Raw genomic sequence first — 25,052 nt, forward strand, 5'->3', positions numbered from 1 at the left:
TTTAGGTAAACGAATGAATCGACAAAAAACGGGTATAATAATTCACATTCATTTTATTATAAAAGTACTATCTGCAAATATTAGGAGGATATGATGAAGGTAACGGATGTAATCGTAGAATGTTTAGAAAAAGAAGCTGTAGAATATGTGTTTGGAATGGTTGGTACAGAGACGCTTGATCTTGCTGATTCCTTATCAAAATCAGACCAGATTCAATTTGTAAATGTTAGACATGAGCAAGCGGCTGCTTTTATGGCAGATGTATATGGAAGACTGGCAAAAAAAGTTGGTGTTTGTCTATCTACGCTAGGTCCAGGGGCTACAAACCTGTTAACCGGTTTGGCCAGTGCCAAGCTCGAACATTCTCCTGTAGTGGCATTAATCGGACAAGCAGATATAAAACGACACCATAAAGAATCCCACCAATATATAGATATTATGAAACTTGTTGAGCCCACAACCAAGTGGACTACCCAAATTCAACAAGCTGAGACCGTACCAGCTATACTAAGAAAAGCGTTCAAATTGGCCAATTTGGGGAAACCTGGTTCAGTTGCGGTTTCTTTGCCGGAGAACTTCTCCGCGCAGATGATTCCTAATAAGCCCTTGCCCGTTACCCCTTTGCCAGAATACGTTCCAGATACAGAAACACTTAAAACAGCAAAGAACCTTATCCATAATCATGCAAAACCATTTATTATTGTGGGAAACGGGGTGATTAGACAGGGGGCAGTTGAGGAGCTTCGAATCTTTATCAATGCACTTCAGTCACCTGTTACTCACAGTTTTATGGCAAAAGGGGTTTTACCAAAAAATCACCCCTTAAATTATTTTACGTTTGGATTTAAGGAGAACGACGAGGTGTTACCTGGTATTAAAGAAGCTGATTTATTAATTGTCATTGGTTTTGACTTTGTGGAACAACTGCCAAAGTCTTGGAACGAAAAAAAACTACCTGTTCTACATATCGATACTTTACCGGCAGAAACAAATGAACATTATCCTGTCGAGGGTGAATTAGTTGGAAACATCAAAAAAACACTCCAATTGCTGAATCTATCTGAACTCCCAGCAAAAAAATGGGTACCTTCTGGAAATCTTCAGGAGCGTATTGAATCAGCCTATCAGATAAAAGAGAAGCTGCAGGATCCTAGCACACTGCCCCTTACCATCGAGAGCCTACTCAAAATACTTGAAAAGAATACTACCGAAAACAGCATTATCATTTCTGATGTTGGATCCCATAAAGTGTCCATTGCAAAAACGTTTCAGCCAAAAATGCCGAATCGATTAATACTCTCAAATGGTCTTGCCTCAATGGGTATCGCCATTCCTGGCTGCATTGGCGCTAAACTTGCCTGTCCTAATGACTCGGTTATTTGTATTACTGGCGATGGTGGTGCACTCATGAATTTTGCTGAAATCGAGACCGCCAAGCGATTAGGACTTACCTTCATTATTATTGTTTTAAATGACTCCATGTTAAAACTTGAGGTCCAACAAATGAATAAAAGGTTTGGAGAAAACTACGGGGTAACCTTTCATAACCCAGACTTTGTTCAGCTATCCGCAAGCTTTGGGATTGATGGAGTTCGAGCTAATAATCTCCTTGAATTTGAAAACATTCTTAAAGAGAAACTTCACTCTCTAGAAGAAATAGTCTTAATCGATGTAATCATGCAATATTGACCCTTATCTTCTATAAATAGGGGCAGTGAACACAGGAGTAAGTTGTAAGTTACAAAGAAATAGCCTTTTTTAACCTCCTAAATAGGATTAAGCCAAAATCTACCCATAGCCATGTATAAAAAAAAGCAAATAAAAAAACCACCAGAATTGTTGCTAATGAATAAGTATTAGATACTGCTGGACTAAGGACTGGGAAATGAAATGCAAATAATAGGCTATTAACACCGATCGATAAGAGAGTGGAACCAGCTGCTATGATGGTCAATCTCTTCTTGAACAGGTGGACTGCCGCACCAATACCCAATCCTAACAAACCAGTAGTAAAAGGAAATACGAAAAGTTCCTCTGGCTGTAAGATGAGAAGTAAAAAAACAGTTAGAAGGTACGAAATAGCTCCAAACCTTGGTGAAAGCATTGAACAGATAAGGACTGGTGCTGTCGAAAGCGGGCTGATAAAATACCCAATGCCTGGTATGAAACCACCTGCTGCTTGTAAAACAGCAGAAATACTTGAGAAGAGGGCAACCAAAACCAGCTGTTTTATTCTTGAAAAGGATTGAAACCTATGTCGATTAGCTTTAACTTCCTCTGATATCGACTTTAAAAAATACATTTATTCCACCTCGTTCCTTGTTGACAGTAGTATATGAACGATTATTTACAGTGATGCCATCTATCAATGAAAAAGGCCAGGATGAGTGTACCTCATTCTGGCCCTTTTTGATTAGTTTAACTCAAGACTGTTTTGCTAAAATCGACATAAACTCATCACCGGAAATGGTTTCCTTTTCCAATAGATACTTTGTTAATTCATGCAATTTATCTTTATTTTCTTCAAGAATTTGTTTAGCTTTTTGATGACATGATTTGATAATTTTAAGAATTTCTGTATCTACCTTGGAGGCCGTTTCTGCTGAAACCATTAGGGATGTATCCCCGCCTAAATACGGATTATTTACGGTTTCTAGTGCCATCATATCGAATTCTTCACTCATTCCATACCTTGTTACCATCGCTCTCGCAATCTTCGTAGCTTGTTCAATATCATTGGAAGCACCGGATGTTATGGAATTGAAAATAATCTCTTCTGCTGCGCGTCCACCCATAAAGGTAGTGATTTTATCCAATGCCTGTTCCTTAGACATTAGAACCATTTCTTGATCGTCTACTTGCATCGTATAGCCTAAAGCGCCTGAAGTTCTAGGTATAATCGTTATTTTATGAACAGGCGCCGAATGAGTTTGTTTTGCTGCCACCAAGGCGTGGCCAATCTCATGATAAGAAATAGTTAGTTTGTCTTTCATTGAGATAACAGCATTTTTCCGTTGATAACCGGCAATAACCACTTCAACAGACTCTTCCAAGTCACTTTGGATGACTTTATTCCGTCCTAGTCTAACTGCCCTAAGTGCAGCTTCATTGATAATATTGGCTAAATCAGCACCAGATGCACCGGATGTTGCTCTGGCAATCACATTAAAATCAATATCATCGGATAATTTTACGTCCTTAGCATGAACCCGTAAAATCGATTCACGACCTGCTAAGTCTGGTAATTCAACTGGTACTCTACGGTCAAATCTTCCGGGTCTTAAAAGCGCTTTATCAAGAGTTTCTGGTCTATTGGTTGCCGCGAGGATTACGACACCTTTATCTGCATCAAATCCATCCATCTCTGTTAACAACTGGTTCAAGGTTTGTTCTCGCTCATCATTGCCACCAGCCATGCCGGAATTACGACTTTTACCGATTGCATCAATTTCATCAATAAATACAATACATGGTGCTTTTTCTTGCGCTTGTTTAAATAAATCCCGTACCCTTGCTGCTCCCATTCCAACAAACATTTCAACAAATTCAGAACCTGACATCGAAAAGAATGGAACCTTGGACTCCCCCGCTACCGCTTTCGCAAGCAGTGTTTTACCTGTTCCTGGAGGGCCCACTAACAGAGCACCTTTTGGAATATTGGCACCAATTTCCTTGTATTTTTTAGGGTTATGGAGAAAATCAACAATTTCTTGCAATGCCTCTTTTGCTTCATCCTGACCAGCCACATCTTTAAACGTGATACCTGTTTGAGCTTCTACATATACCTTAGCATTACTTTTCCCAAACGACATCATTCCCCCGCCACCCATCATCTTATTTTGCATTTTTTTCATCAGCCATTGACCGATTGCAATAAAGATTAGGAACGGAAGAATCCAGGTTAATATGAAATTTAACAGTGGTGAGGTTTCTTTAGGAATCACTTTTGCAAATTTAACATTGGCTTCATGCAAACGATCCACTAATTTAGGATCGTCAATTGTTCCAGTCTTATATAACTTTACCTCACTTGTATCAACCGGTTTAAACATAATGGTAGTATCTTCAATTTCAACTTGTTTTACCTTACCATCCTCAACCATAGATAAAAATGTTCCATAATCAACTTCTTTTACAGAATGGTTAAATATAGCGGGAAAAATAAAAGAATTTAATAGCAAAATAATGATTATAGTGACCCCATAATAAAATACAAGAGGTTTCTTTGGTGGCTTTATTTGTTTCATATATGTTCCTCCAGGTAATTATTTATGACTTTCAGTATGTTGTGCCAGACCATTTTTCAAAAGGTTCATTTCAAATATATAGTTCCCCAAAGCATCTTGATTTGATAATTCATTGGCGAATTTTTTAACAATATACCGAACCGTGATTGTAAATAATCTACAATAGATGAAAGCATTCAACTTCACCTGAATTATGCCACTTTTTCATTAAAATTGATAATCATTCGCCTTTTAATAAAGGAAAAAATGTTTTATTGTTAAAAGATATTAATAATTACTATCAGATTGTGTAATTAGAAAGGAATTTCTTTATGGATGTAAGTAATATAACAACACTCATCGTTTGGATCATCTTGACCATTAACATCATTTTTGCAGGGGTTGTTATTTTTATCGAACGAAGGGATATTGGTTCAACTTGGGCTTGGTTATTGATCCTATATTTTATACCCATTCTAGGTTTTATTGTTTATTTATTTTTGGGACGTCAATTAAAACAAAAAAACTTCTATCATTTGTCTTCTGCAGAAAGAAGTTATTTACAATCAGCGACAAATGAACAACTTGAACGTCTAAAGTCAAGTGGTTGGTATCATAACGATTTGCTCAAAAAGTACTCCGACTTACTCAAAATGAATTTAAAATCATCAAATGCATTAATAACCATGGACAATGAATTAGTTATTTTTAACGATGGTCATGAAAAATTCCAATCATTATTTGACGACATTCGAAATGCAAAAAAGGAGATTCACCTCCAATATTATATTATTCAGCCTGATTCACTTGGGAAAAAACTGAGAGATGAACTCACCAAAAAAGCGAAGGAAGGTGTAAAAGTTCGCGTTCTCTATGATGAAATTGGTTCTAAAAGGATTTCTCCCGCTTTCTTTAAAGAAATGGTTGCATTCGGTGGGGAAGTAGAGGTATTTTTTCCTTCATTTTTAAAAATGATCAATTTCCGTATTAATACCCGAAATCACCGCAAACTTTGTATTATTGATGATGAAATTGCGTTTATAGGTGGTTTTAATGTTGGAAATGAGTATTTGGGCCTCCATAAAAAGTTTGGCTATTGGCGTGATACTCATCTTAGGGTCCAAGGTGAGGCAGTGACTCACATTCAAGGGAGATTTATCTTGGATTGGAATTACGCTGCAAAGCATAAGCTTAATTTTGAAGATTATAATTGGCAGGCAGAAAAAAATTCTGGTAAAAATCCGATTCAAATTATTGCAAGTGGACCCAATTCCGAAACGGAACACCTTAAAAATATGTATATCAAGCTTATCCTGTCAGCCAAAAAAAATGTTTTCATCCAAACTCCGTATTTTATTCCTGATTCCAGTTTTATGGATGCATGTAAAATTGCGTTATTATCAGGAGTGGATGTAAGGATTATGATACCCAACAAGGGTGATCATCCCTTTGTAAAATGGGCTTCTGGGGTTTACGTCGGAGAACTTTTATCGTATGGTGCAAGAATATATCATTATAAGAAAGGATTCTTGCACGCAAAAACAATTGTCGTTGATCACGAGGTTGCTTCAGTCGGAACAGCCAATATCGATACACGGAGCTTCCGTTTAAATTTTGAAGTGAATGCGATTGTGTATGATGAATTAACCGCTCGTCAACTTGCAGATTTGTTCCTTCAAGATATCCTAGAAAGCACTGAACTTACGTTGGAAAAGTATAAGGCACGGTCTATTTTTATAAAATTTAAAGAAGCCATCTCTAGACTCTTATCGCCTATTTTGTAAGAGATTCATCGGCCATTTGTAGATAACCTTTCAAATGGCTTTGATTAATTTTAGATAGTCTTTTCCAATTAATTCTCGGATTAGATATGTCTTAGGCTTTTATCGATCACTATTTAGTTACTAATCAACAAGTCCTCCAATGCTGTGCTGAGGATAGGGAATCTAAATTTAAAACCTTCTTCCACTAGCACATTAGGAACAACATGTTGCCCTTCTAGAACAAGGGTACTTTTTTGTCCTAGGACCACTTTCATAGCAAAAGATGGAACAGGACACCAGTGTGGACGGTGTAACACAGAGCCAATTGTCTTACCAAATTCCATCATCCTTACTGGAGCAGGTGCCGTAACATTGACAGGTCCACTTATTTTATCATTTTTCATGACAAATGAAATTGCTCGAACCACATCCTGAACATGTACCCAAGACACCCATTGTTTCCCAGAACCAACAGTACCACCGACAAACATTTTATATGGCAATGCCATGAGTGGAAGCGCCCCACCTTCATTGCCAAGAACAACCCCGAATCTCATAAAGGCAGCACGAATTCCATGTATATCCACCAGCTTAGCTTTATTCTCCCAATCTATGACCGTTTTACCTAGAAAATCATTAGCGGTCTCTAATGAATTTTCCGTGTAGACAGCCTTAACTGAAGCTGGGTAAATGCCGATTGCGCTTGCATTAATGAGGACTGAAGGCTTTTGCGGTAAGGATGCAATGATTCTTACTAACTCTTCTGTTGCTATCATGCGACTATCGTAAATTTGTTTCTGATGGTTGGTGCTCCAACGTCCTGCGTTGATGGAAACACCTGCTAAGTTTATAAAAACATCTGCAGATTTTATTTCATTCTCAGGCAAACTGCCTTCCTCAAGCCATTTCACATACGAAATATTCCCTAGGGTCTGCTGCTCTCTTCTAGTTAAAATAATAATTTTATGTCCCTCTTCAATAAGTAGCTCTGTTAATTTTTGCCCAATAAATCCTGAACCGCCAGCGATTACGATCTTCATTTTCCCCCTCCTTAAATATGTAAAATGCATGCTAAAAAAAAGATCCCACTCCATACAACATGTTGTCTTTTTGTAAGAAAGTGGGCTCCTAATCTAATTAATCTCTTCAAATTCCCTTGCGATTCTCTCAAATGCTTCCTTTATCATTGGTCGAGGGGATGGTATACAAATTCTTTGATATGAAAGCCCCTCTTCACCAAACATTTTTCCATCTTCAAGGATGACATTGGCTTTATTATAAATGCGGTCGTGAACCTCGTCAGATGTCAAGCCATATTCACTGAAGTCCATCCACATAATATAAGTTCCTTCTGGAATTCTCACTTTTACTTTCGGCATTTTTTCTGATAAATACTCGACGACCCAATCCATGGTACCGTCGATATATTCTTTTAATTGCTCTAACCAGTCTTCTCCTTCCTTGTATACAGTTATGAGTGCTGAAACCGTAAAGGGTGACGGTAAATGGCTGCCCATAACACTGCTGAAAGTTTTTCGCAGTTCTGGATTCGAAATAATTACATTTGTACAATGTAGACCGGCTAGATTAAAGGTTTTATTGATCGCAGTAAAGGTAATAATATGCTCTTTATTATTGGCAGCCTTTGCAATCGGAGTGAATGTTTGGTTACGGCGAATCAAATCCCCATGGATTTCATCTGCCACAATCAGTACATCATTTTCTGCGCAGATATCAGATAACTTCCTAAGTTCCTCTATGTTAAAAATTCTTCCGGTTGGATTATGTGGGTTACATAGAATAAACATTTTTGTCTTTTCATTTTTCGCTTTTACTTCGAAATCAGCAAAATCAATACGATAGTAGCCTTCTTCATCCATTTTCAACGAATTATTTAAGAGTTCTCTGCCGTTCGCTTCAATGGAGGCGGTAAATGGCGGATAAACCGGCCTTTGGATAATGATTCCGTCACCAGGGTTGGTAAACGCACGAACAGCCACATTTAAAGCATGCACCGTTCCTGGACTATAGATGATTTCATCCTTCTGAATCTCCCAATTATGCCTCTTTTTAAACCAATATTGAATCGCATTAAAATACTCATCAGGAAAAATAGAATAGCCAAAAATACGATGATCTACGGTTTTATGTAATGCATCTAATAATGGTTGGGGTACGGGTAAATCCATGTCCGCAGTAAATAATGGAATCGTTTCTTCATCATATCTGGTTGTAAGTCCAATTGCTTTTATTAAAGCCCCACCATCCCATTTAATTGAATAGGTCCCTCTTCGATTGACAATTTCATCAAAGTTATATTTCATGCAAACCATCCTTTTTAATGTATTTTCTTTTTTTGAAATGTAGAATCCCGAACAACAAGTTCTGGACTTAATATGATTCTTTGGTTTGCAAGATCATTATTCAAAATTCTCTTTTGAAGAAGATTCGCAGCATTTGTACCAATTTGCCGAGCATAGGAAGATACTGTTGTTAAGGCTGGGGTCACTAGTTCTGCTTCTGGACGACCTCCTAGAAAAGCTATGCGTTGATGTCCATTTTTAATTAACATGCTGACAGCCATTTGTGCTCCCTTCACATAATCGATTCCCACATAATCAAGATTAATATCAGGTATTTCCCTTACGGCATGGACAATGGGTATTTTTAATTTTTTAATTTTTTTTATGGTTTCTTTTGAGTTTTCCGATACTGGGCATAAAAGAATGCCATCCACTCTATGTTCAAGCATGGTAGAAAGAAGTTGGTTCTGCTTTTCAGGAGAATCTGATGTTGTACCTAAAAGCACCGTATAACCCTCAGCTTCAAGCGTAGTATTTATTCCTAACAATAATTCCGAAAAAAAAGTATTAGCTATATCAGTTATAATGATTCCTACTGTTGACGAACGTTGAGAACGAAGATTGGCCGCAACGCGGTCGTACACATAACCGAGTTCAGCCATTGATTCTTGTACTTTTTTGCGAGTTTTTTCGGATACATTTGGACTATTCCTGATAATTGGAGGAAATTGTTGAAAGAAAAATCATATTTATAATAGTTCTCCAATCATAAGTATTACATTAAAGAAAATTTAACAAAAGAAAAAAATAATAAGATGGTGTTACTAATGAACCGCAAAGGAAATTCTCGAGTTACCTTAAAACAAGTAGCTGAACATGCAGGTATATCCCGAGCAACAGCTTCATTATTGTAAGTCAACATTCATTTTTTATTAACCTTATCCTTCCATTATAAATATCAAAAATTAAAAAAACTACCTATTCCACAATACTTGGAATAGGTAGCCTTTAAAATCTCTTAAATTAATGAAAAATCAAGCAAGGAAATTAAACGAGTGAACCACCTTGTTGTAAATACTTAATAATTCCCTCAGCTGCGCGATAGGAAAGGGCACTCAATGTACCAGTTGGATTATAACAACTGTTGTGAGGGAACGCAGATGCACCAGCAACAAATACGTTTTCCTCATCCCACATTTGTAAATACGAGTTGACTGCAGAAGTTTCAGGGTCTGCACCCATGATCACACCGCCAGTGTTATGTGTATTAGTATCTTTGTTCACGTTGAATGGAGCCTGTTCATCACTGTTTTCAATAATGTCAGCGCTAAATTCCTCGGCGATTTTCTCGGTAATTTTTGCCATATATTTAACGATTGCCCGATCTTGCTCTGTATAATCATAGCTCATCCGCAATAATGGCATACCATAGGCGTCTTTATAGGTTGGATCGAGATCTAGATAATTGTCCCTATGAGGCATGTCGCCTTCTTGAACCTTAACTGGGAAGGTACTGTTTGCATATTTAATCGATTGTTTCTTGAAATCAGCACCCCATGAAGGTGTTCCACTTGGAACCTTGTTGTTGGCAATGGGACGGTTTCCATATTGAGTTACACGAACACAGCCCCCATGAATGAAGTTTTCATTCGTATGGTCAAAATTATCCCCAGCAAAATCAGGAAGCTCCATTCCAAGTGCACCAGCACCACCCTATAAATTAAATTAATATTGGATAAGAATTGAAGAATCATTGGGAATAACACAAAATAGCTAAACGATACTCCTGAAATAAATAAGAAAAACGTGATCGGGATAAAAACAAATACACCTTTTTTTCATTCTCAGTTAACCCTGGTTTTACAAATAACCAAGTTTGGTACATCGAAACTGGTAATGTCACCAGTAAGGAAACAACAAGCGCACATTTGAAATAAATAGAAATCCCATCTGCGAATCCAAACACATTCCATTCTATTTTAACAGAAGAAGGCTGCGTCTTAATAAAGTTTAAGATAGATGGAGATGCTACAAATCCTACTATTAATGATAGGATGAATACAACTAGTACAATGAGGATCCTTTTTCTTAATTCTGTAAGATGGGTCACAAGATTTTCTTCTTGCTCCTGTTGGATTTTTGCCTGTTCCATAAAAAAATTGGGCACACCCCTTTTTAAAAAGAGTAAAATCTGGTATACTAGTATTCATTAACCCCGCAAACAAATACTAGTATACGATAATGATGCCAAATAAACGCTATTTTTGTCACAAAAAGTTCAAATTTAGCTATTGTATAAATTGAAATAATTTATAGTTCAGGTAGAGGAAAATAATGAGTACTCAAATAAAAATTGAATTATCTTTATTAAGTGAAATCTTTTTATCCTTATTTTCAGCATTAGATAAAATTGGTGCTAAATATGACCAAAAGGAAATAGAAAATATCATTAACAAGGGTAAAATAGCATGCCTGCAGGGGTAATATCAGGTGATGTTGTGAAAGTTGTAGCTGAATGGTTAGCACAGAAAAATTAAGTAGGACTGATTCCTAACAATAAGTGAAGAAGTTGCTCGAGAAACGCCTGCATGTTAAGCGACAGCTTTGAATGTTACTATCGAACCCTATTTTCGTTTCATACTACCACCTGTTCAAATCATATCTAATCACTTCTTACTAGATTAGAAATTTTACTGATTATAAACGATATGAATCGTTTTCTTCATTATATAATAATATCATTAATCAAAAAACTACCTGCCCCAATTTGGGACAGGTAGAATATAACTACTCTGAAATTGCTATAGTAAATGTATCAGTACAATCAGGTTAAGATAAGGATTATACAAGAGATCCGCCTTGTTGCAGATATTTTTGAATACCCTCAGCTGCCCTATAAGCTAAAGCACCAACTGTGTTGGTAGGATTGTAACCGGAGTTTTGTGCAAATGCACTTGCTCCTGGAACAAATACGTTTTCGCAATCCCACATTTGTAGATAGTTATTAAGAGCACTAGTTTCTGGATCAGCACCCATAATGACTCCACCAGTGTTATGAGTAGATTGATAGTTACGAATATCATAGTCTTTGATTTCGGCTCCACCCATATTGACTTCTTTTGCACCCATCTGTTTCATAATTTTAGCAGACTTCTCACCCATAAACTTCATTAGGTTACGGTCCTGGTCTTTCCAGTTGAACGTCATACGAAGTAATGGATCACCGAATGCATCTTTATAAGTAGGGTCTAGATCAATATAGTTATCTTGCCAAGGTAATGATGCACCTTGTGCTTTGATTACTAGAGCACGGTTAGCATTGTGAACGGAAGAATCCTTGAACTCTTTACCCCAAGATGGAACATTATGAGGTACATTGTTATTAGCAATAGGACGATCTCCTAAGTGTGTAATGTGTATGGTAGCTCCGTGTAGGAAGTCTAAATCGCTATGGTCGAAGAAATCGCCATTGAAATCATCGAGTTGAGCACCTAATGCACCAGCACCGCCATAAAGGTTGAATTCTTTATCAAAGAAACCAACAGCTTTACCTAAGTAAGTTTGGTAAGCGTAGTTACGGCCGATTACACCTGTACCAGTAATTGGATCGTAAGGACGACCAAGTTTAGAGTTAAGAAGAATTTTGATGTTGTTCATCTGATAAGCCGTTACACAAACTACTTCTGCTGGTTGAATGTATTCTTCGCCAGTACGAGTATCAACGTAAAGTACCCCTGTTGCTTTTCCGTCTTGATGTAAAACTTTACGAACTACACAATGTGAGCGAACTTCAAAGTTGCCTGTTTCTTTAGCAACTGGAAGAACTGTAACTGTTGGAGATGCTTTTGCTCCATATTCGCAGCCAAAGCGCTCGCAGAACCCGCAATATTGACAAGCACTACGTGAAATGCCGTCTGGATTTGTATAATTTTTTGTAAGGTTATTAGAAGGCATATGGTATGGGTGATAGCCCAATTCTTTAGAAGCCTTTTTAAATAACTCTGTTACTGGTGTTTCCATCATTGGAGGGTTAGGATATTTAACCTGTGGAGAACCTGGAAGTGGGTTAGGTTCACCGGCAATACCTGTCATAGCATCAAACTTATCAAAGTATGGCTCAAGTTCCTTGTAAGTGATACCCCAGTCTTGCAGCATCATTCCTTTTGGAATTTTGCCTTGTCCATAACGTTTTACAGTTTCTGAGTAAATTTCGAAATCATAAGGTAGGAAACGGAAGGTTTGTCCGTTCCAATGCTCACCGGAACCACCAGTCCCTTCTCCGATTAGGAAGCTGCCCCATTCACGGTAAGGAAGGGCACGTTGATTCATATTATGACGGAAAGTAAGGGTCTCTTTTGAAAGATCCTGCATTAACCCTTTACGTTCTGAATATCGAAGTTCATCGTGGATCATAAAGTAATCTTCGGTTGTACGTTCTTTACCACGTTCAATCCCTACTACTTTGTAACCTTTTCTTGTAAGTTCGGCTGCGATAATACCGCCTGTCCAACCTACACCTATTAAAACTATGTCTGTTTTTGGTAAAGTCTTTGCCACAGTGTTCACCTTTTTTCTATAAGATATAAAAATTAATGTTGATGTTGAGAGTTTAGACTCTTAGGAGCAATTTTCACGAATTGATCTTTACCAAGTGTGTTGACATAACTACCTTGGTGGCCTGGGAAGTTTTTCATTTTCCAACCAGCCATATCTTTGTTGCCACCGTACAACGGATCAGCATATACACCTTCGATGGTGACTTTTTTTAGTAAGGCAAAGAAAAATGAAGAAGAAACTGCACCATTCATTGTTACTTTACCAGCTTCAAAATCTTTAAGGATTTCAATTTGTTGTTCTTCTTTTAATTCATAAAACTTAATGTTTGGTTGTTCTTTTGTTTTAAAACGTCGAGCAGCTTCATTATTTAAAGCAACAACTCCAAGGTCAAAGATTTGTTGACGATTAAGGAATGTTTGATATCCTTGTTCAGGCACTGCATCGTTAGGATAAAAAGGGCCAGACATATATTCTTTTGTATTTAAACCAAACTCTCCAGCTAGTTGGTGATCGACATAATAAGCAACTAGAAGTTCTTTAGCACCAGGACCAATATCCGTTTTAGGGAAAATTTGCTCGGTCGCTGCTTCAATTGTTTGTAATTGTACACGATTAAAATACATTAATGCTTGGTTAGGATTAGCTGCCATCTCCATCTCATGAACTGGAGCTGACGCTTGCTCTGTTTTTGTCGTAGGTTTTATCCCCAATAAGCTGCCTACTGCTCCACCTACAATAAGACCGCCCACTGTTAATCCTGAATTTTTCATAAAGGTCCGTCTAGTGTTGTCTTCAACCCCGGTTAATTTTTTTTCGTTAATTGACACAAAAAACCCCCCATTTCATTATTAAAACTCAATCAAAATTCTATTTCTTATCCTTGATTTGAATCTCGCAGATATTAGGTCGATCCATAGATCTATAAAAAATCTAATTCTTTTGATTTTTATCTTCTGCTTCAAAAGGTTCCTTAACTTCATCAACAATATCTCTTGTTGACTTTTTGAATTCACGAAGTGTATCCCCAACAGCCTTACCTAGTTGTGGTAATTTTGATGGGCCAAATAAAATTAAAGCAAGAACTAGAATGATAATAAGTCCTGGAACCCCTATTGAATTGAACATAAGAATTTCCCTCCTCTATAAAATATGAATCTGTTGTAATGGGTCCAAAAGCTGAAACCCCTAATTATTTGTAAGGCTCCACTCTGAAAACACTATTTTTTCTTATAAATCCAGTTTGAACATAGAATACTAACTTCATATAAAATTAGTAACGGAATACTGAATATAAAATCTGAAATAAAATCAGGAGGAGTAATGGTGATCGCAACAATAACCAAAACAAGATAGGCTATTTTTCTTATCTTTCTTAAAAATTGTGGATTTACCAAACCAATCTTAGTCAGAAACACAATGATAACAGGCAATTCAAACATGAGGCTAACAGGTAAAATAATACCAAACATCATCTTGAAATACTGACTAATACCATAAGTTTCCGTAGCACCAATCGATTGATTTATATTCGATAAAAATTGAATCATCATAGGGAATAATACAAAATAGCTAAAGCTTACCCCTAAAACAAATAAGAAAAACGTGATTGGAATAAAGACAAACACACCTTTTTTTTCATCATCCGTTAACCCAGGCTTTACAAATAACCAAGTTTGGTGCATGGCAACTGGTAATGTGACAAGTATGGCAACAACAAGCGAACATTTAAAATAAATAGTTATCCCATCTGCAAATCCAAATACATTCCAATCTATTTTAATTGCCGAAGGCTGCGTTTTAATAAACTGTAAGATCGATGGAGATGCAACAAATCCTGCTATTAAAGAAAGGATTAAAAACACTAGTACGATAATAATGCGCTTCCTTAATTCTGTTAGATGTGCAACAATTATTTGTTCTTGTTCCTGTTGGATTTTTGCCTGTTCCATAATAAAATTTCTCCCACCCCTTTTTAATCACAGTAAAAACTAGTATAATATATTTCGTTATCCTAACAACTAACAAGCAAAAACTAGTATACGCCTAACGATGTCAAAAAAACACTACTTTTGTCACAAAAAGTTAAAAATTAATTATTGCAAAATATTAAATAGTATATTATTCAAGTGGGGGAAATTAATGAGTACTCATATAAAAGCTGAATTATCTTTATTAAGCGAGCTCTTTTTATCTTTATTTTTAACTGCTTGCTTAGGAATATTTTATGTTAAAACCTTTGATACTTTTCCTTGGCTTGCCTTTATCGGAGCTCCAATTGGATTAGCTCTTATTATTGCTTGCTGGGAACAGAAAAAAAACCATTGGACTATCTTTACCGTTGGTTTAATAATTAGCACCATCATATGGTCTATCTATTTTAATTGGCCATCATTTTTCTAAAAATAAATAACTCTGGGAGATTCATATGAAAAAAACATACATGATAACAGGATTCAATATCATTCTTGTAGGATGCCTTGTATTTTTACTATTCTTTTACGAGGGACCAAAAAAATCCGAATCTGTTACCGCTAATGGAGAAGCAACTACTTCAGCTTCCTCTACTGATGCAAAAAATATTGTAGGTAAAAACTGTATAACTTGCCATGGTGATCAATTACAAGGGGGAGCTGGGCCAGCATTAAATAAAATTGGATCGAAATATTCTCAAAGTGAAATAGAAAATATTATTAAAAATGGTAAAAACGGAATGCCAGCAGGGGTTATATCTGGTGATGACGTAAAGGTTGTTGCAGAGTGGTTATCAAAGAAAAAATAATATACTGTCAACAAAGAAATATCTATCAGTAAAATAAAAAAAGCAAAACGGGAAACCTATTTTTGTTTCCCATTTTGCTTTTAGTTAATGAAAAATAATATAAACAATAATCTTCCCGAATTCTTTCTAACAAATCTTTTACTAATAAGTTTTAAAGATTTCTTGCACCTAAGCTTTTTCCACCATCTACATGCAAAACCTGTCCGGTAATATAACGGGCCTCTTCTGATGCAAAAAATAACACAGTGTTAGCAATATCATATGGCTGTCCAATGATAGGAGTTGGCTGCGCCTTGAGGAGATTTTGCTGAACATCCTCACGAAGGTTACGGATAAGTGGTGTATCAATTAATCCAGGGGCTATACAGTTTACTGTCACATTGAATTTAGCAAATTCAATCGCTAAAGCTCTAGTTAAACTCACCAGTCCGCCTTTGGAAGCAGAGTAATTGGATTGGCCTGCTTGCCCCAGCCATGCACGGGAAGAAATATTGACAATTCTCCCATACTCTTGGTCTTTCATATGCCCAAGGACTGCCTTCGAGCAAATCCAAGCACCCTTTAAATTAACATTCATAACAAAATCAAAATCTTCTTCTGGCATTTTTAATATTAGGTTATCTCTCACAACACCTGTATTATTAATTAAACCGTCAATTCGTCCATATTGATTGATAATGGAACTTATCATTTCATTTACTTCTTCTGTATTAGTAATATCTGCTTGTAAAGCAAGTGCTTCATAGCCCTTCTCATTTAATGATTGTGCTACTTTATCAGCCTTAGTTAAATCAATGTCATTTATGATAACTTTTGCTTGCTTTTCTGCGAGTTTATTAGCAATGCCCTCGCCGATACCACTTCCTGAGCCAGTTACTAGAAATACTCGATTTTTAACATTCATCGACTGGATGCTCCTCTCTTTTTACACTATTTTTTAGAGCATGTTGAGCTGTTAAACCAACTAAAGCGATCATCATTTCAACTTCGTTTGTACTGCTGAATATCGGAGCTGCAATTCCGTAGATACCCTTTAGATACTCCCCGTAAGTAATGTAATAACCATCCTTTCTTACCTTCTCAATATCTTGTTCGAGTATGAATAGCTCTTCTGGTGTGAAGGATTTTAATCCTGTATCTTGTTTTAAATGGTAATCTCTTGATTCCTTATCCATATAAGCAAGAAAACACATTCCAAATGACCCATCAGTAATCGAAAAATGACGACCAATCGAAGCATTAACCCCGAAATCGTTACCTTCCACTTTAGCAACTATGGTTAACTTATTTTCACTAACCTTGTTTACAAGGAGCGAGGTTAAGCCTGTGTCCTTAGATAATTTTTCAAGATACGGCATGATAATAGAAATATAATCAAGGTGTTCCTTCGCTCTTTCCCCCAAGACAACAAGATAAGGTCCAAGCGTATATCTTTTTTTATTTTCTAAATAGCGTACCACTGAAAATTCTTCAAGACTTTGTAAAATTCTATAACAAGTAGCAGGACTTAGGGAAAGTGCATTAGCAATTTCCGTAACAGTACTTTCGCGAAACCGTTTACGACTTAATAGTTGCAGTATTTTAAATGCATTTTCTAAAGCTGGAACAGAATATTTTCGTTTTTCCTGCTTTTTCTGTATTTGCATATTTTTCACCTCTGAAAATTATTTTATATACAAAAAAAGTTTTTTTCAATGAAATTTCTAAATTGTTTATATTGTCTGAATATTAAAGTGTAACAATAATAAACTACAAAAAGAAAAAGTCATCAAATGACGACTTAAAGATTTTTCTATCTTATTAACGCAAATTTTTTTAGTTATAGTTTAAATTCCGTAATATCCTTGGCTACCTCTCTCCAAAAGTATTTGGAAAGATGGTAACCTAAAATGGCGTATTAAATGTGTCTCCTTTGGCTAATAAGTTTAAAAAAATAAATTAACTTATAGGCAACTTTCAGCTACATCATACAAGCTAAAGTCAATATCTGTCTTTATCCCGACCACATGCTTTGCCAGCTGTGCTCCAATATACGGCCCGCTGGTCAGCCCTGAAGCTCCTAGTCCATTTGCTAGATAAATTCCCACGTAGTGGGGTAATGGTCCCACCACCGGTAAGAACCCTGGAGTAAAAGGCCGAAATCCCACCCTTGTTTCAAGGAAGCTGCTATTCAAGAGTCCTGGTGCTATCTCTAGGGCCTTCGTTAAAATTTCATGTATACCACCCGCAGTTACTCGACTGTCAAAACCCGCTTCATTTTCATGTGTAGAGCCGACAACCACACGGCCATTATCAAAGGTAAGAATGTATTGGTTATGGAGAGGCATCACAACCGGCCAAGAATTCGTATCCGTGCCGGGGATTTCAAGATGAACTATTTGTGCCTTTTGTGGTTTAACTAAGAATTCAACCCCTAATGGTTGTAAGAGCTCTTTTGACCAAGCACCTGCGGTAACAATGACCTGATCCGCAAACATACTCGTTTCCTCTAATTTTATCCCGATAACTCGGTTGTCTTTATGCACAATTGAGGCATTTCCACTCAAAATAGTAGTTCCGTATTTTTGTGCACCGCTAATCAAAGCGTCACGAATAGCCCTGCCATTCACCCTAGCTCCTCCACTTACATGAACAGAGCCAATTCCATCTGCCAAAGGAGGAAATAGTGCCTTTGTTTCCGAGGGTGTCAAAATGGTGATCTCACCGATTTCAGGGGCATCGTCCCTTCGCTTGCGGGCTCGTTCTGCCATCTGTTCGAGTTTACCAGGATCAGTATGAAGACTGATCGCTCCTACCCGTTTATATCCGGTTTCTTTTTCTCCATCTGCTTCCAATTGAGCAATTAAACTTGGATAGTACGCTGCCCCGCCTTTAGCTAACTGATACCAGGCCTTGTTTCTTCGTTGTGAAAGCCATGGACAAACAATGCCTGCCGCAGCATCTGTCGCTTGGCCTTTGTCATGACGATCGATTAGCGTTACTTCAACACCTAATTTAGCTAGATGATACGCGGTTGAGGCTCCCAAAATACCCGCTCCGATTACAATAACTTTCTGCATCGTACACCCCACTTGAATCCTTAATTAAAATCTCTAATTCCCTTACTCATCATTGCCAATCCTGAGATTAACACAATCACCATACTAAAGACAATTAAAGTAAATATTTCTCCAATCCCCTCGGCAAGCCAACCAGTAATTAGATAACCAACCGGCAGCAAGGCGAAGGAACCAAGCATATCTAAGCTGGCAACCCTGCCAAATTTCTCTTCAGGCACCAATTCTTGAAGACCTGTTTCCCAAATCAAACCAAATAACATGATCCCGGCACCCTCTAAAAACATCCAGGCCATTAAAAAGGGGACATTCGAGGTAAATGCCATTAGAAGGAGTGCTACTCCACTTAAAGTTACTCCTCCATAAGCAAGTAATCCTCTCTTTTTCCATTCTGGCCGTAAACCGAAAATAATCCCGCAAACAATGGCCCCGGCCCCGGAAGCAGCAAGAACAAGTCCGTAGACGACAGGTTCATATTCATAATAACTATTAATTAGCCATGGGATGATAATGCGAATAATCCCACCAGAAAAAATATTCAGCATGGAAAAAGCAAGAATAGTAATCCAAAGCCAGGACTGCTCTTTGAGGACGTTGACTCCTTCCATAAAATCTTGTTTAATCGAATTTTTTTCTTTCTGATCGACATTATGTTTTTGAAAAGTTAGTGTTCTTAGACCAAGAATGAAAAATAGCGAGATAATGTATGTAGCAGCATTGATGCCAAATCCCCATGCAGCTGAAAATGTAGAAACTATTATACCTCCGATAATCGGTCCAAAAATCCTTAATCCATGGACACTCACCTGACTTAAAGAATTGGCGGCATTCCGGATATCTGGTGTGAATATTTTTGCCCTTACTGCAGAATAGGCCGGCTGAAAAAAACTGTCCATTGTCCCCATAAAAAACATGAAAACAAATAGAAACGTCATATTAAGTTGATCCATAAAAGCTATGATCGATAATATCAGCATGAGTATAAAACGGACAAGATCAACAAAAAACATAATGGTGACTTTGTTCATTTTATCTACAAAGATACCTGAAAAAGGAAGAAGAATGACGAATGGAGCCATATAGATCGCCATGACAGTCCCCATCATAGCAGTAGAATTTGTGATTTTGAGTACAACGATTGGGAGAACCACATTAGTAATCGAACTTCCTAATAATGAAAAAATTTGCCCAAACAGTAATACTGTGAAATGGCTAGATTTCTTAAATAGTTGAACGTAAAAAATCTCACGAACGACTTGATTTGATGGCAGCGAACCCACACATATCCCCCTTGCACTGTTCCAACTCTTTATTGATTGGATAGGAACTGAAATTTTTGTAATTCTTAATGTAGTTTCAAGCAAAGAACTATTTTAATACGATATTAGTATTCAGTCAATTCTAAATATAGAAACAGTAAGTAACATCTCTTTACTAATGCGGTGGAGGTTCTACTCAATTTTACTCAAAATAATGAGAGAGTTCTATTTGTGTGTTGCAATATATATATTTATTAATTTTTCTGTTATAGTAGGCATTATGAACCATAAAGAAGGGAACGAAAAAGAATGAAATGTTTTTCAATTGATTTAGATGGCACATTATTAAACTCAAATCATGAAATATCCCCAGAAAATTTTAATGTATTACAGTCCCTGCGTGCTCAAGGTCACCACATCATTATTAACACAGGCAGAGCATTTGAAGATGTTATTAAATTTAATGCTTTGCAACAGCTTGAAACACCGATAATAAGTATTAATGGGACTGTTCTATACGCTCCAACAAGAGAAGTATTATATGAAGCATCGGTACCGATTTCTATCTATAAAAAGTTATTGCCGATCCTCAAGGAAATTGGTTTATGGATTATGGTCTATACAAATCAGGGCGGCTTTCCATGTAGAAATCCAGAGATTCAAGACAAAAGTGATGATGAGATTGAACCAATTTTTCAGGATTATGATTACGATCAGATTCTCAAAAAAGACGCTCTCAAAATCTATAAGATCATGGCTGTGTCACGCAAGGATCAACTAGAAAAAATCAATCAAGCTAAACTGGCCACCGAGGGAAAATTAGAATTGTACATGGCTTCTTCGCATCCTAATAATGTCGAGTTTACATCCATCGAAGCCAATAAAGGAACAGCCCTACAACGTTACCAACAAATCTCGAAGCTTCAGTTTGATGAAATTTTTGCATTCGGCGATGGTGGGAATGATCTAGAACAATTTAGAGTGGCAACTACATCGGTGGCAATGGGCAATGCCCCTTTTCATATTCAGCAAGAGGCTGATATGGTCACCAAAACAAATGATGAAGATGGGTTTGCCTATGCTGTTCGACAGCTTTTAAACATTTAACTGTTCGCAAGCGAAGCTAATAATAGTTCATAAGTATAGTTAAAACACAAAAAGAAGCAGAGATGGAATCCCTGCCTCTCATAAAATTTTATTTATAACTTAAACCAAAATCAAATCTATAGCCATCTCCATTTTTATTTTTATAAATATATGAAGGATCTCTACATATCCTGGGATATCTCTTACCTCTGTGATGGTAATTGATTGATCATATGCTTGAATGGTTTCTTTTCATTTCTTGCAAAAGAAGCCAACTTTGGCTTCTTTTTTTACTCCGCTACGTTTTGGATTGATGACTTTCGAAATTCTGAAGGTGAGCAGCCCGTAATCCTCTTAAAATTATTACTAAAGTAGGCTAAATCAGAATATCCTACCCTTTCTGCAATTTCAGACATTCTTAAGCTTGTATTAAGTAATAGCCGCTTACTTTCCTCAATTCGAAGCTCCGTAATATAATCCACAAACTTTTTATTCAATTGTTGTTTAAACAATTGACTGAGGTAACTAGGATTCATATGTACACTCTCTGCCGCATCTTTAAGGGTAATCTGGTCCAGGGGTGTTTTTTCTAAATATCGCAAAACCTTCTCAATGGTTGAAGATGGAAGGTTTTCATCCCCATGAACAGCAACCTTCACTTTTATCATTTTTTCTAATTTTCTATCCAGCCACTTTTCAAGACACCCTTTTAACTCACTCTCCTCGACTGGTTTTAAAAGGTAATCTTCTACTCCAGTTCGAAGGGCCTTTTGTACAAATTGAAACTCATCATGAACACTAATTACTATGACATCCTGTTCCTTTTTTAACTGACTTAATTCTTTCACCAATGTAAGTCCATCCATAATAGGCATTCGAATATCTGTTATGACAAGGTCTATTTCATGTTGTTTAATCCAGTCGAGTGCTTCTAATCCGTTTTCACATTCATGTACCACCAGAAGTGGAAGATTTAACTTATTTATGGTCCATTTAAGTGCTGTACGAACCCATCTCTCATCATCCACCAGCAAGATTGTTTTCTTCATTATCTCTCCCCTCCGGATGATCTTTTAAAACTGGTAAAAAGATCAATACCTCTGTTCCAGAACCATATTTACTTTGAATCGTGATTCCATATTCTTCGCCAAATAAATAATGAATCCTTTGGTGTACATTTAAAATGCCAATATTTTGACCATCACTAGTATTCGTAATGAAATCCATTTTATTTTGGATTTCCTCTAATAAACTTTCCGGTATTCCTTTTCCATTATCGCAAATCCGAATGACAAACGAAGATTCAGAATTACGGTAAACCGATATGTTAATTTTTATTTTTCTAATATTCGAACCAAAACCGTGAACAAAACAATTCTCCACCAAGGGTTGGAGTGAAAACTTTATGACCTTTAGTTCCATTGCCCATTCTGGTATATCCAACGTATACTCAAAACGATCTTCGAAACGAAACTTTTGAATCTTGAAATACATTTCACAAAAATTTATTTCTTCTCGAAGACTCACGGTTGAGGAATGGTTATTCAAGTTATACCGAAGGAGTTTTCCAAGTGAGAACGACATGGTTGCAATGTTTTCTTGATTTTCTTCTAATGCCATCCCCCTAATGGTTTCAAGAGAATTGTATAAAAAATGGGGATTCATTTGCGATTGGAGCATTTTTAATTCCACTTCTTTTTGTTTAAGTGACATTTCTACTTCTTTTAACTTAGAGATATATACTTCTTCAAGTAAATTAGCAAGTTTTTCAACTGTATTATTAAAACCAGCACTCAATTGTCCGATTTCATCGTTTGAAACCACTTTTACTCTTCCATCCAGATGTCCAATTTCAACTTCCTTCATAAAATGCTGCAGGCGGCGAATGGGCCGTATAATACTTGTGGCGAAACCGAAACCGATCAAATAAGCAAGGATTAAAGAGACTATAATCGTTATGGATATAGTATTCTCAATTTGAATGATTCCTCCTGTCACATCTCGGTATGGGACAGCCGTTAAAAACATCCAGCCGAGATTTCGAGAGAAGGTATAGGTAACAAAATCTTTTCGCTTATTCTCTAAAATTTCTGTGCTGCTACCTTCTGTTTTCAGGTTTGCTAATTGTTTAAATTCAATCTTTTTCCCAAGTTTTGAATAATCAGGATGGTATACATAATGTCCGTTAGCATCCAAAATGAAAAAGTAACCATTTTTGCTGATTGTTACCATATTTGATATTTCTTCAATTCGCCTAAAATTAATATCAATAATAAGCATGCCTACTGGCAGCAGTGTACGAGGATTATATAACCGTCTAACTAGTGAAATAACTGGCTGCTCATTATTAGCCAATCTTAGTTTTCTCGTAACAAGCATACTCATCCCGTTTAGCGGGACTGATGAATACCAATATTCTTCTTTAATTTTTGATGCAGAATAATAATTTCTCATTCCCAGCGTATCAATAACCTGATCCTTATCGAATAAAATGGTGATATTGGAAATATCTGCTCTTGAGTACTCTGCTGTTTTTAATGTATTACGAGTTGATTCTATTAATTTCGCTTTAGATTCAGTTACTGTCGATTGCGATTTCAATAGACTTGAAATTTCAGGAGAATTGATAATTTTTAGACTGGCAATCTCAAAATCTTGTACATAATATTCAATGTGTGCTTCGACTTGATCGATTATTTGACTGCTCGATTGATTAAGTTGATTTTCTAACTCAGCTGATGATCGATTGTATGAAATAAACCCCAATGAAAGGACTGGAAATATAACCAGAAAACTGGAGAAAACGCCAAGCTTAATCATGAGTGATTGATTTTTTAATAGAATGTACCGTTCAATAAATTCAGCTAGTTTACTCCAATATTTCTTCATAAATTTCAGTCCTTACCACTCATTTTTTTAAAACAGAAAAGACCCAGCTGATAAATGGATACATTTACCAGCTAGGCTTGCCGCCTATTGAAGATTATGGACGTGCTTTTTCAATTGCATCCATAACTTCTTTATAATCTTTCGAGTATTTATCCACCATGGATTTAACGGCCTCTTTCCAAGGAGTAATATCATCAACTTCAGTAAAGATAACCCCAGCCTCTTTTAATTTCTTTGTGGAACGTTCTTCCCATTTATCCCACTCTTCTCTTTGCGTTTTAACAGAATCAAGCGCGGCTTGTTTTATAATTTTTTGGTCTTTTTCAGAAAGTTTATCCCATGATGCTTTACTAATAAGCAGTACTTCAGGAATTCGTTGGTGATGATCTAAGATAAAGTTTTTCGCTTCTTGATAATGGTTAGAAGAATCTAAGCTTGGAATGTTATTTTCGGCGCCATCAATGATACCCGTTTGCAGGGCACTGAATACTTCACCATATGGCATAGGCGTCGCACTGGCTCCAAGAGCTTCCATGAAATCAATATTGATTTTACTTTGTTGAACACGGATCTTTTGCCCTTTTAAGTCTTTTACGCTCTTTAATGGTTTAGTAGAATAGAAACTACGTGACCCAGAATCATAATAAGCAAGACCTTTCATTTTTGACTGCTCTAACCCATCTAACAATTTTGTTCCCATTTCCCCATTTAGGAAATTCCATAAATGTTCTTCACTTTCAAATACATATGGGAGACCAAGTGCTGTAAACTGGTTGTTGAACTCGGCCAGCGGACTGGAATTTATTCTTGTAAACTCAATCGCCCCAAGTTGAACTTGTTCGAGTACAGATTTTTCATCCCCTAATTGTGCGGATGGAAATACTTCAATTTTAATTCGGCCATCAGTTCTTTGCTCTACTAATTCTGCAAACTTTTTGTCCCCAACGACGGTTGGATAATCTGGCGGCTGATTATCTGCCAAACGGAACGTGTACTTAGGTTCTTCTACTTTAGTTCCCCCGTCTTTTGAAGTAGTAGATGCTTCCTCTTTGCCACAGGCTGCCAGGATGGTCCCCATTAACAATGTTGCTGCAAGAATGCCAGTAATCTTTTTTCTTTTCATTCTTTTACCCC

General features: G+C 36.7%; 24 protein-coding genes. 6 read left to right on the forward strand and 18 right to left on the reverse strand.

The window, feature by feature from the left end; translation table 11 throughout:
• Positions 1 to 93: 93 nt before the first annotated feature.
• On the forward strand, positions 94 to 1,689 hold the full coding sequence (locus AC3ANL_RS14925; RefSeq protein ID WP_488329733.1) for an acetolactate synthase large subunit: 1,596 nt from the start codon (positions 94 to 96) through the stop codon (positions 1,687 to 1,689).
• Between the two features lie 49 nt (positions 1,690 to 1,738).
• On the opposite strand, the gene AC3ANL_RS14930 is transcribed toward AC3ANL_RS14925, so the two are convergent.
• Positions 1,739 to 2,302: a hypothetical protein gene (locus AC3ANL_RS14930; RefSeq protein WP_488325226.1), complete on the reverse strand. Its 564-nt coding sequence runs from the start codon at positions 2,300 to 2,302 to the stop codon at positions 1,739 to 1,741.
• Between the two features lie 121 nt (positions 2,303 to 2,423).
• Positions 2,424 to 4,247 carry an ATP-dependent zinc metalloprotease FtsH gene (ftsH, locus tag AC3ANL_RS14935; protein ID WP_488325227.1) on the reverse strand — a complete coding sequence of 608 codons (1,824 nt, stop codon included), beginning with the start codon at positions 4,245 to 4,247 and terminating at the stop codon, positions 2,424 to 2,426.
• Between the two features lie 311 nt (positions 4,248 to 4,558).
• Between ftsH and cls the strand changes: the two genes are divergently transcribed.
• A complete protein-coding gene (gene cls, locus AC3ANL_RS14940) occupies positions 4,559 to 6,010 on the forward strand; it encodes a cardiolipin synthase (protein WP_488325228.1) in 1,452 nt (483 codons plus the stop codon).
• Between the two features lie 113 nt (positions 6,011 to 6,123).
• Here cls and AC3ANL_RS14945 read toward each other — a convergent pair whose 3' ends face one another.
• The 5 genes from AC3ANL_RS14945 to AC3ANL_RS14965 form a co-directional block, all read right to left on the reverse strand.
• The gene (locus tag AC3ANL_RS14945) at positions 6,124 to 7,029 is read right to left on the reverse strand and encodes a TIGR01777 family oxidoreductase (RefSeq protein ID WP_488325229.1); all 906 of its coding nucleotides are present in this window, start codon (positions 7,027 to 7,029) and stop codon (positions 6,124 to 6,126) included.
• A gap of 93 nt (positions 7,030 to 7,122) precedes the next feature.
• Complete coding sequence (locus AC3ANL_RS14950) at positions 7,123 to 8,313, reverse strand: MalY/PatB family protein (protein WP_488325230.1); 1,191 nt, start codon at positions 8,311 to 8,313, stop codon at positions 7,123 to 7,125.
• 14 nt (positions 8,314 to 8,327) lie between these two features.
• A complete protein-coding gene (locus AC3ANL_RS14955; RefSeq protein ID WP_488325231.1) occupies positions 8,328 to 8,954 on the reverse strand; it encodes a substrate-binding domain-containing protein in 627 nt (208 codons plus the stop codon).
• A gap of 385 nt (positions 8,955 to 9,339) precedes the next feature.
• Positions 9,340 to 9,984, reverse strand: coding sequence for a GMC oxidoreductase (locus tag AC3ANL_RS14960; protein WP_488325232.1), 645 nt, complete (start codon positions 9,982 to 9,984; stop codon positions 9,340 to 9,342).
• A 58-nt stretch (positions 9,985 to 10,042) separates the two neighbouring features.
• Positions 10,043 to 10,444 (reverse strand): twin-arginine translocase subunit TatC, encoded by a 402-nt coding sequence (locus tag AC3ANL_RS14965; RefSeq protein WP_488325233.1) that lies wholly within the window; start codon positions 10,442 to 10,444, stop codon positions 10,043 to 10,045.
• A gap of 182 nt (positions 10,445 to 10,626) precedes the next feature.
• On the opposite strand from AC3ANL_RS14965, the gene AC3ANL_RS14970 reads away from it, so the two are divergent.
• Entirely contained in the window at positions 10,627 to 10,776 is a 150-nt protein-coding gene (locus tag AC3ANL_RS14970) for a hypothetical protein (protein ID WP_488325234.1), read from the forward strand.
• Between the two features lie 357 nt (positions 10,777 to 11,133).
• On the opposite strand, the gene AC3ANL_RS14975 is transcribed toward AC3ANL_RS14970, so the two are convergent.
• The 4 genes from AC3ANL_RS14975 to tatC all read right to left on the reverse strand — a co-directional run bounded on the left by AC3ANL_RS14975 (position 11,134) and on the right by tatC (position 14,798).
• The gene (locus AC3ANL_RS14975; protein ID WP_488325235.1) at positions 11,134 to 12,849 is read right to left on the reverse strand and encodes a GMC family oxidoreductase; all 1,716 of its coding nucleotides are present in this window, start codon (positions 12,847 to 12,849) and stop codon (positions 11,134 to 11,136) included.
• 32 nt (positions 12,850 to 12,881) lie between these two features.
• The gene (locus AC3ANL_RS14980; protein ID WP_488325236.1) at positions 12,882 to 13,676 is read right to left on the reverse strand and encodes a gluconate 2-dehydrogenase subunit 3 family protein; all 795 of its coding nucleotides are present in this window, start codon (positions 13,674 to 13,676) and stop codon (positions 12,882 to 12,884) included.
• A 103-nt stretch (positions 13,677 to 13,779) separates the two neighbouring features.
• Positions 13,780 to 13,974: a twin-arginine translocase TatA/TatE family subunit gene (tatA, locus tag AC3ANL_RS14985; RefSeq protein ID WP_488325237.1), complete on the reverse strand. Its 195-nt coding sequence runs from the start codon at positions 13,972 to 13,974 to the stop codon at positions 13,780 to 13,782.
• A 92-nt stretch (positions 13,975 to 14,066) separates the two neighbouring features.
• Positions 14,067 to 14,798 carry a twin-arginine translocase subunit TatC gene (gene tatC, locus AC3ANL_RS14990; protein WP_488325238.1) on the reverse strand — a complete coding sequence of 244 codons (732 nt, stop codon included), beginning with the start codon at positions 14,796 to 14,798 and terminating at the stop codon, positions 14,067 to 14,069.
• A 190-nt stretch (positions 14,799 to 14,988) separates the two neighbouring features.
• Here tatC and AC3ANL_RS14995 point away from each other — a divergent pair, with 190 nt between their 5' ends.
• The gene (locus tag AC3ANL_RS14995) at positions 14,989 to 15,249 is read left to right on the forward strand and encodes a hypothetical protein (protein WP_488325239.1); all 261 of its coding nucleotides are present in this window, start codon (positions 14,989 to 14,991) and stop codon (positions 15,247 to 15,249) included.
• Positions 15,250 to 15,274: 25 nt separating this feature from the next.
• Complete coding sequence (locus tag AC3ANL_RS15000) at positions 15,275 to 15,628, forward strand: c-type cytochrome (RefSeq protein WP_488325240.1); 354 nt, start codon at positions 15,275 to 15,277, stop codon at positions 15,626 to 15,628.
• A 151-nt stretch (positions 15,629 to 15,779) separates the two neighbouring features.
• Here AC3ANL_RS15000 and AC3ANL_RS15005 read toward each other — a convergent pair whose 3' ends face one another.
• The 4 genes from AC3ANL_RS15005 to AC3ANL_RS15020 form a co-directional block, all read right to left on the reverse strand.
• Entirely contained in the window at positions 15,780 to 16,532 is a 753-nt protein-coding gene (locus AC3ANL_RS15005) for an SDR family oxidoreductase (RefSeq protein ID WP_488325241.1), read from the reverse strand.
• On the reverse strand, positions 16,522 to 17,274 hold the full coding sequence (locus AC3ANL_RS15010; RefSeq protein WP_488325242.1) for an IclR family transcriptional regulator: 753 nt from the start codon (positions 17,272 to 17,274) through the stop codon (positions 16,522 to 16,524). The genes AC3ANL_RS15005 and AC3ANL_RS15010 overlap by 11 nt, the downstream gene beginning before the upstream one ends.
• Before the next feature lie 297 nt (positions 17,275 to 17,571).
• Positions 17,572 to 18,687 carry an NAD(P)/FAD-dependent oxidoreductase gene (locus tag AC3ANL_RS15015; protein ID WP_488325243.1) on the reverse strand — a complete coding sequence of 372 codons (1,116 nt, stop codon included), beginning with the start codon at positions 18,685 to 18,687 and terminating at the stop codon, positions 17,572 to 17,574.
• A 20-nt stretch (positions 18,688 to 18,707) separates the two neighbouring features.
• Positions 18,708 to 19,964, reverse strand: coding sequence for an MFS transporter (locus AC3ANL_RS15020; protein ID WP_488325244.1), 1,257 nt, complete (start codon positions 19,962 to 19,964; stop codon positions 18,708 to 18,710).
• Positions 19,965 to 20,252: 288 nt separating this feature from the next.
• Here AC3ANL_RS15020 and AC3ANL_RS15025 point away from each other — a divergent pair, with 288 nt between their 5' ends.
• Complete coding sequence (locus AC3ANL_RS15025; RefSeq protein ID WP_488325245.1) at positions 20,253 to 21,050, forward strand: Cof-type HAD-IIB family hydrolase; 798 nt, start codon at positions 20,253 to 20,255, stop codon at positions 21,048 to 21,050.
• 269 nt (positions 21,051 to 21,319) lie between these two features.
• Here AC3ANL_RS15025 and AC3ANL_RS15030 read toward each other — a convergent pair whose 3' ends face one another.
• The 3 genes from AC3ANL_RS15030 to AC3ANL_RS15040 form a co-directional block, all read right to left on the reverse strand.
• Positions 21,320 to 22,078 carry a response regulator transcription factor gene (locus tag AC3ANL_RS15030; protein ID WP_488325246.1) on the reverse strand — a complete coding sequence of 253 codons (759 nt, stop codon included), beginning with the start codon at positions 22,076 to 22,078 and terminating at the stop codon, positions 21,320 to 21,322.
• Positions 22,050 to 23,918, reverse strand: coding sequence for a sensor histidine kinase (locus AC3ANL_RS15035; RefSeq protein WP_488325247.1), 1,869 nt, complete (start codon positions 23,916 to 23,918; stop codon positions 22,050 to 22,052). Before AC3ANL_RS15035 ends, AC3ANL_RS15030 begins: the two co-directional genes overlap by 29 nt.
• 94 nt (positions 23,919 to 24,012) lie before the next feature.
• A complete protein-coding gene (locus AC3ANL_RS15040) occupies positions 24,013 to 25,041 on the reverse strand; it encodes a TRAP transporter substrate-binding protein (RefSeq protein WP_488325248.1) in 1,029 nt (342 codons plus the stop codon).
• Positions 25,042 to 25,052 lie beyond the last annotated feature (11 nt).

It is taken from the genome of Neobacillus sp. DHD-1R (assembly GCF_057747995.1).

Excerpts from the sequence above, each read along its gene's own strand:
- AC3ANL_RS14925 (WP_488329733.1), top strand. The coding sequence starts at position 94 with ATGAAGGTAACGGATGTAATCGTAGAATGTTTAGAAAAAGAAGCTGTA.
- AC3ANL_RS14930 (WP_488325226.1), bottom strand. The coding sequence starts at position 2,302 with ATGTATTTTTTAAAGTCGATATCAGAGGAAGTTAAAGCTAATCGACAT.
- ftsH (WP_488325227.1), bottom strand. The coding sequence starts at position 4,247 with ATGAAACAAATAAAGCCACCAAAGAAACCTCTTGTATTTTATTATGGG.
- cls (WP_488325228.1), top strand. The coding sequence starts at position 4,559 with ATGGATGTAAGTAATATAACAACACTCATCGTTTGGATCATCTTGACC.
- AC3ANL_RS14945 (WP_488325229.1), bottom strand. The coding sequence starts at position 7,029 with ATGAAGATCGTAATCGCTGGCGGTTCAGGATTTATTGGGCAAAAATTA.
- AC3ANL_RS14950 (WP_488325230.1), bottom strand. The coding sequence starts at position 8,313 with ATGAAATATAACTTTGATGAAATTGTCAATCGAAGAGGGACCTATTCA.
- AC3ANL_RS14955 (WP_488325231.1), bottom strand. The coding sequence starts at position 8,954 with ATGGCTGAACTCGGTTATGTGTACGACCGCGTTGCGGCCAATCTTCGT.
- AC3ANL_RS14960 (WP_488325232.1), bottom strand. The coding sequence starts at position 9,984 with ATGGAGCTTCCTGATTTTGCTGGGGATAATTTTGACCATACGAATGAA.
- AC3ANL_RS14965 (WP_488325233.1), bottom strand. The coding sequence starts at position 10,444 with ATGGAACAGGCAAAAATCCAACAGGAGCAAGAAGAAAATCTTGTGACC.
- AC3ANL_RS14970 (WP_488325234.1), top strand. The coding sequence starts at position 10,627 with ATGAGTACTCAAATAAAAATTGAATTATCTTTATTAAGTGAAATCTTT.
- tatA (WP_488325237.1), bottom strand. The coding sequence starts at position 13,974 with ATGTTCAATTCAATAGGGGTTCCAGGACTTATTATCATTCTAGTTCTT.
- tatC (WP_488325238.1), bottom strand. The coding sequence starts at position 14,798 with ATGGAACAGGCAAAAATCCAACAGGAACAAGAACAAATAATTGTTGCA.
- AC3ANL_RS14995 (WP_488325239.1), top strand. The coding sequence starts at position 14,989 with ATGAGTACTCATATAAAAGCTGAATTATCTTTATTAAGCGAGCTCTTT.
- AC3ANL_RS15000 (WP_488325240.1), top strand. The coding sequence starts at position 15,275 with ATGAAAAAAACATACATGATAACAGGATTCAATATCATTCTTGTAGGA.
- AC3ANL_RS15005 (WP_488325241.1), bottom strand. The coding sequence starts at position 16,532 with ATGAATGTTAAAAATCGAGTATTTCTAGTAACTGGCTCAGGAAGTGGT.
- AC3ANL_RS15010 (WP_488325242.1), bottom strand. The coding sequence starts at position 17,274 with ATGCAAATACAGAAAAAGCAGGAAAAACGAAAATATTCTGTTCCAGCT.
- AC3ANL_RS15015 (WP_488325243.1), bottom strand. The coding sequence starts at position 18,687 with ATGCAGAAAGTTATTGTAATCGGAGCGGGTATTTTGGGAGCCTCAACC.
- AC3ANL_RS15025 (WP_488325245.1), top strand. The coding sequence starts at position 20,253 with ATGAAATGTTTTTCAATTGATTTAGATGGCACATTATTAAACTCAAAT.
- AC3ANL_RS15030 (WP_488325246.1), bottom strand. The coding sequence starts at position 22,078 with ATGAAGAAAACAATCTTGCTGGTGGATGATGAGAGATGGGTTCGTACA.
- AC3ANL_RS15035 (WP_488325247.1), bottom strand. The coding sequence starts at position 23,918 with ATGAAGAAATATTGGAGTAAACTAGCTGAATTTATTGAACGGTACATT.
- AC3ANL_RS15040 (WP_488325248.1), bottom strand. The coding sequence starts at position 25,041 with ATGAAAAGAAAAAAGATTACTGGCATTCTTGCAGCAACATTGTTAATG.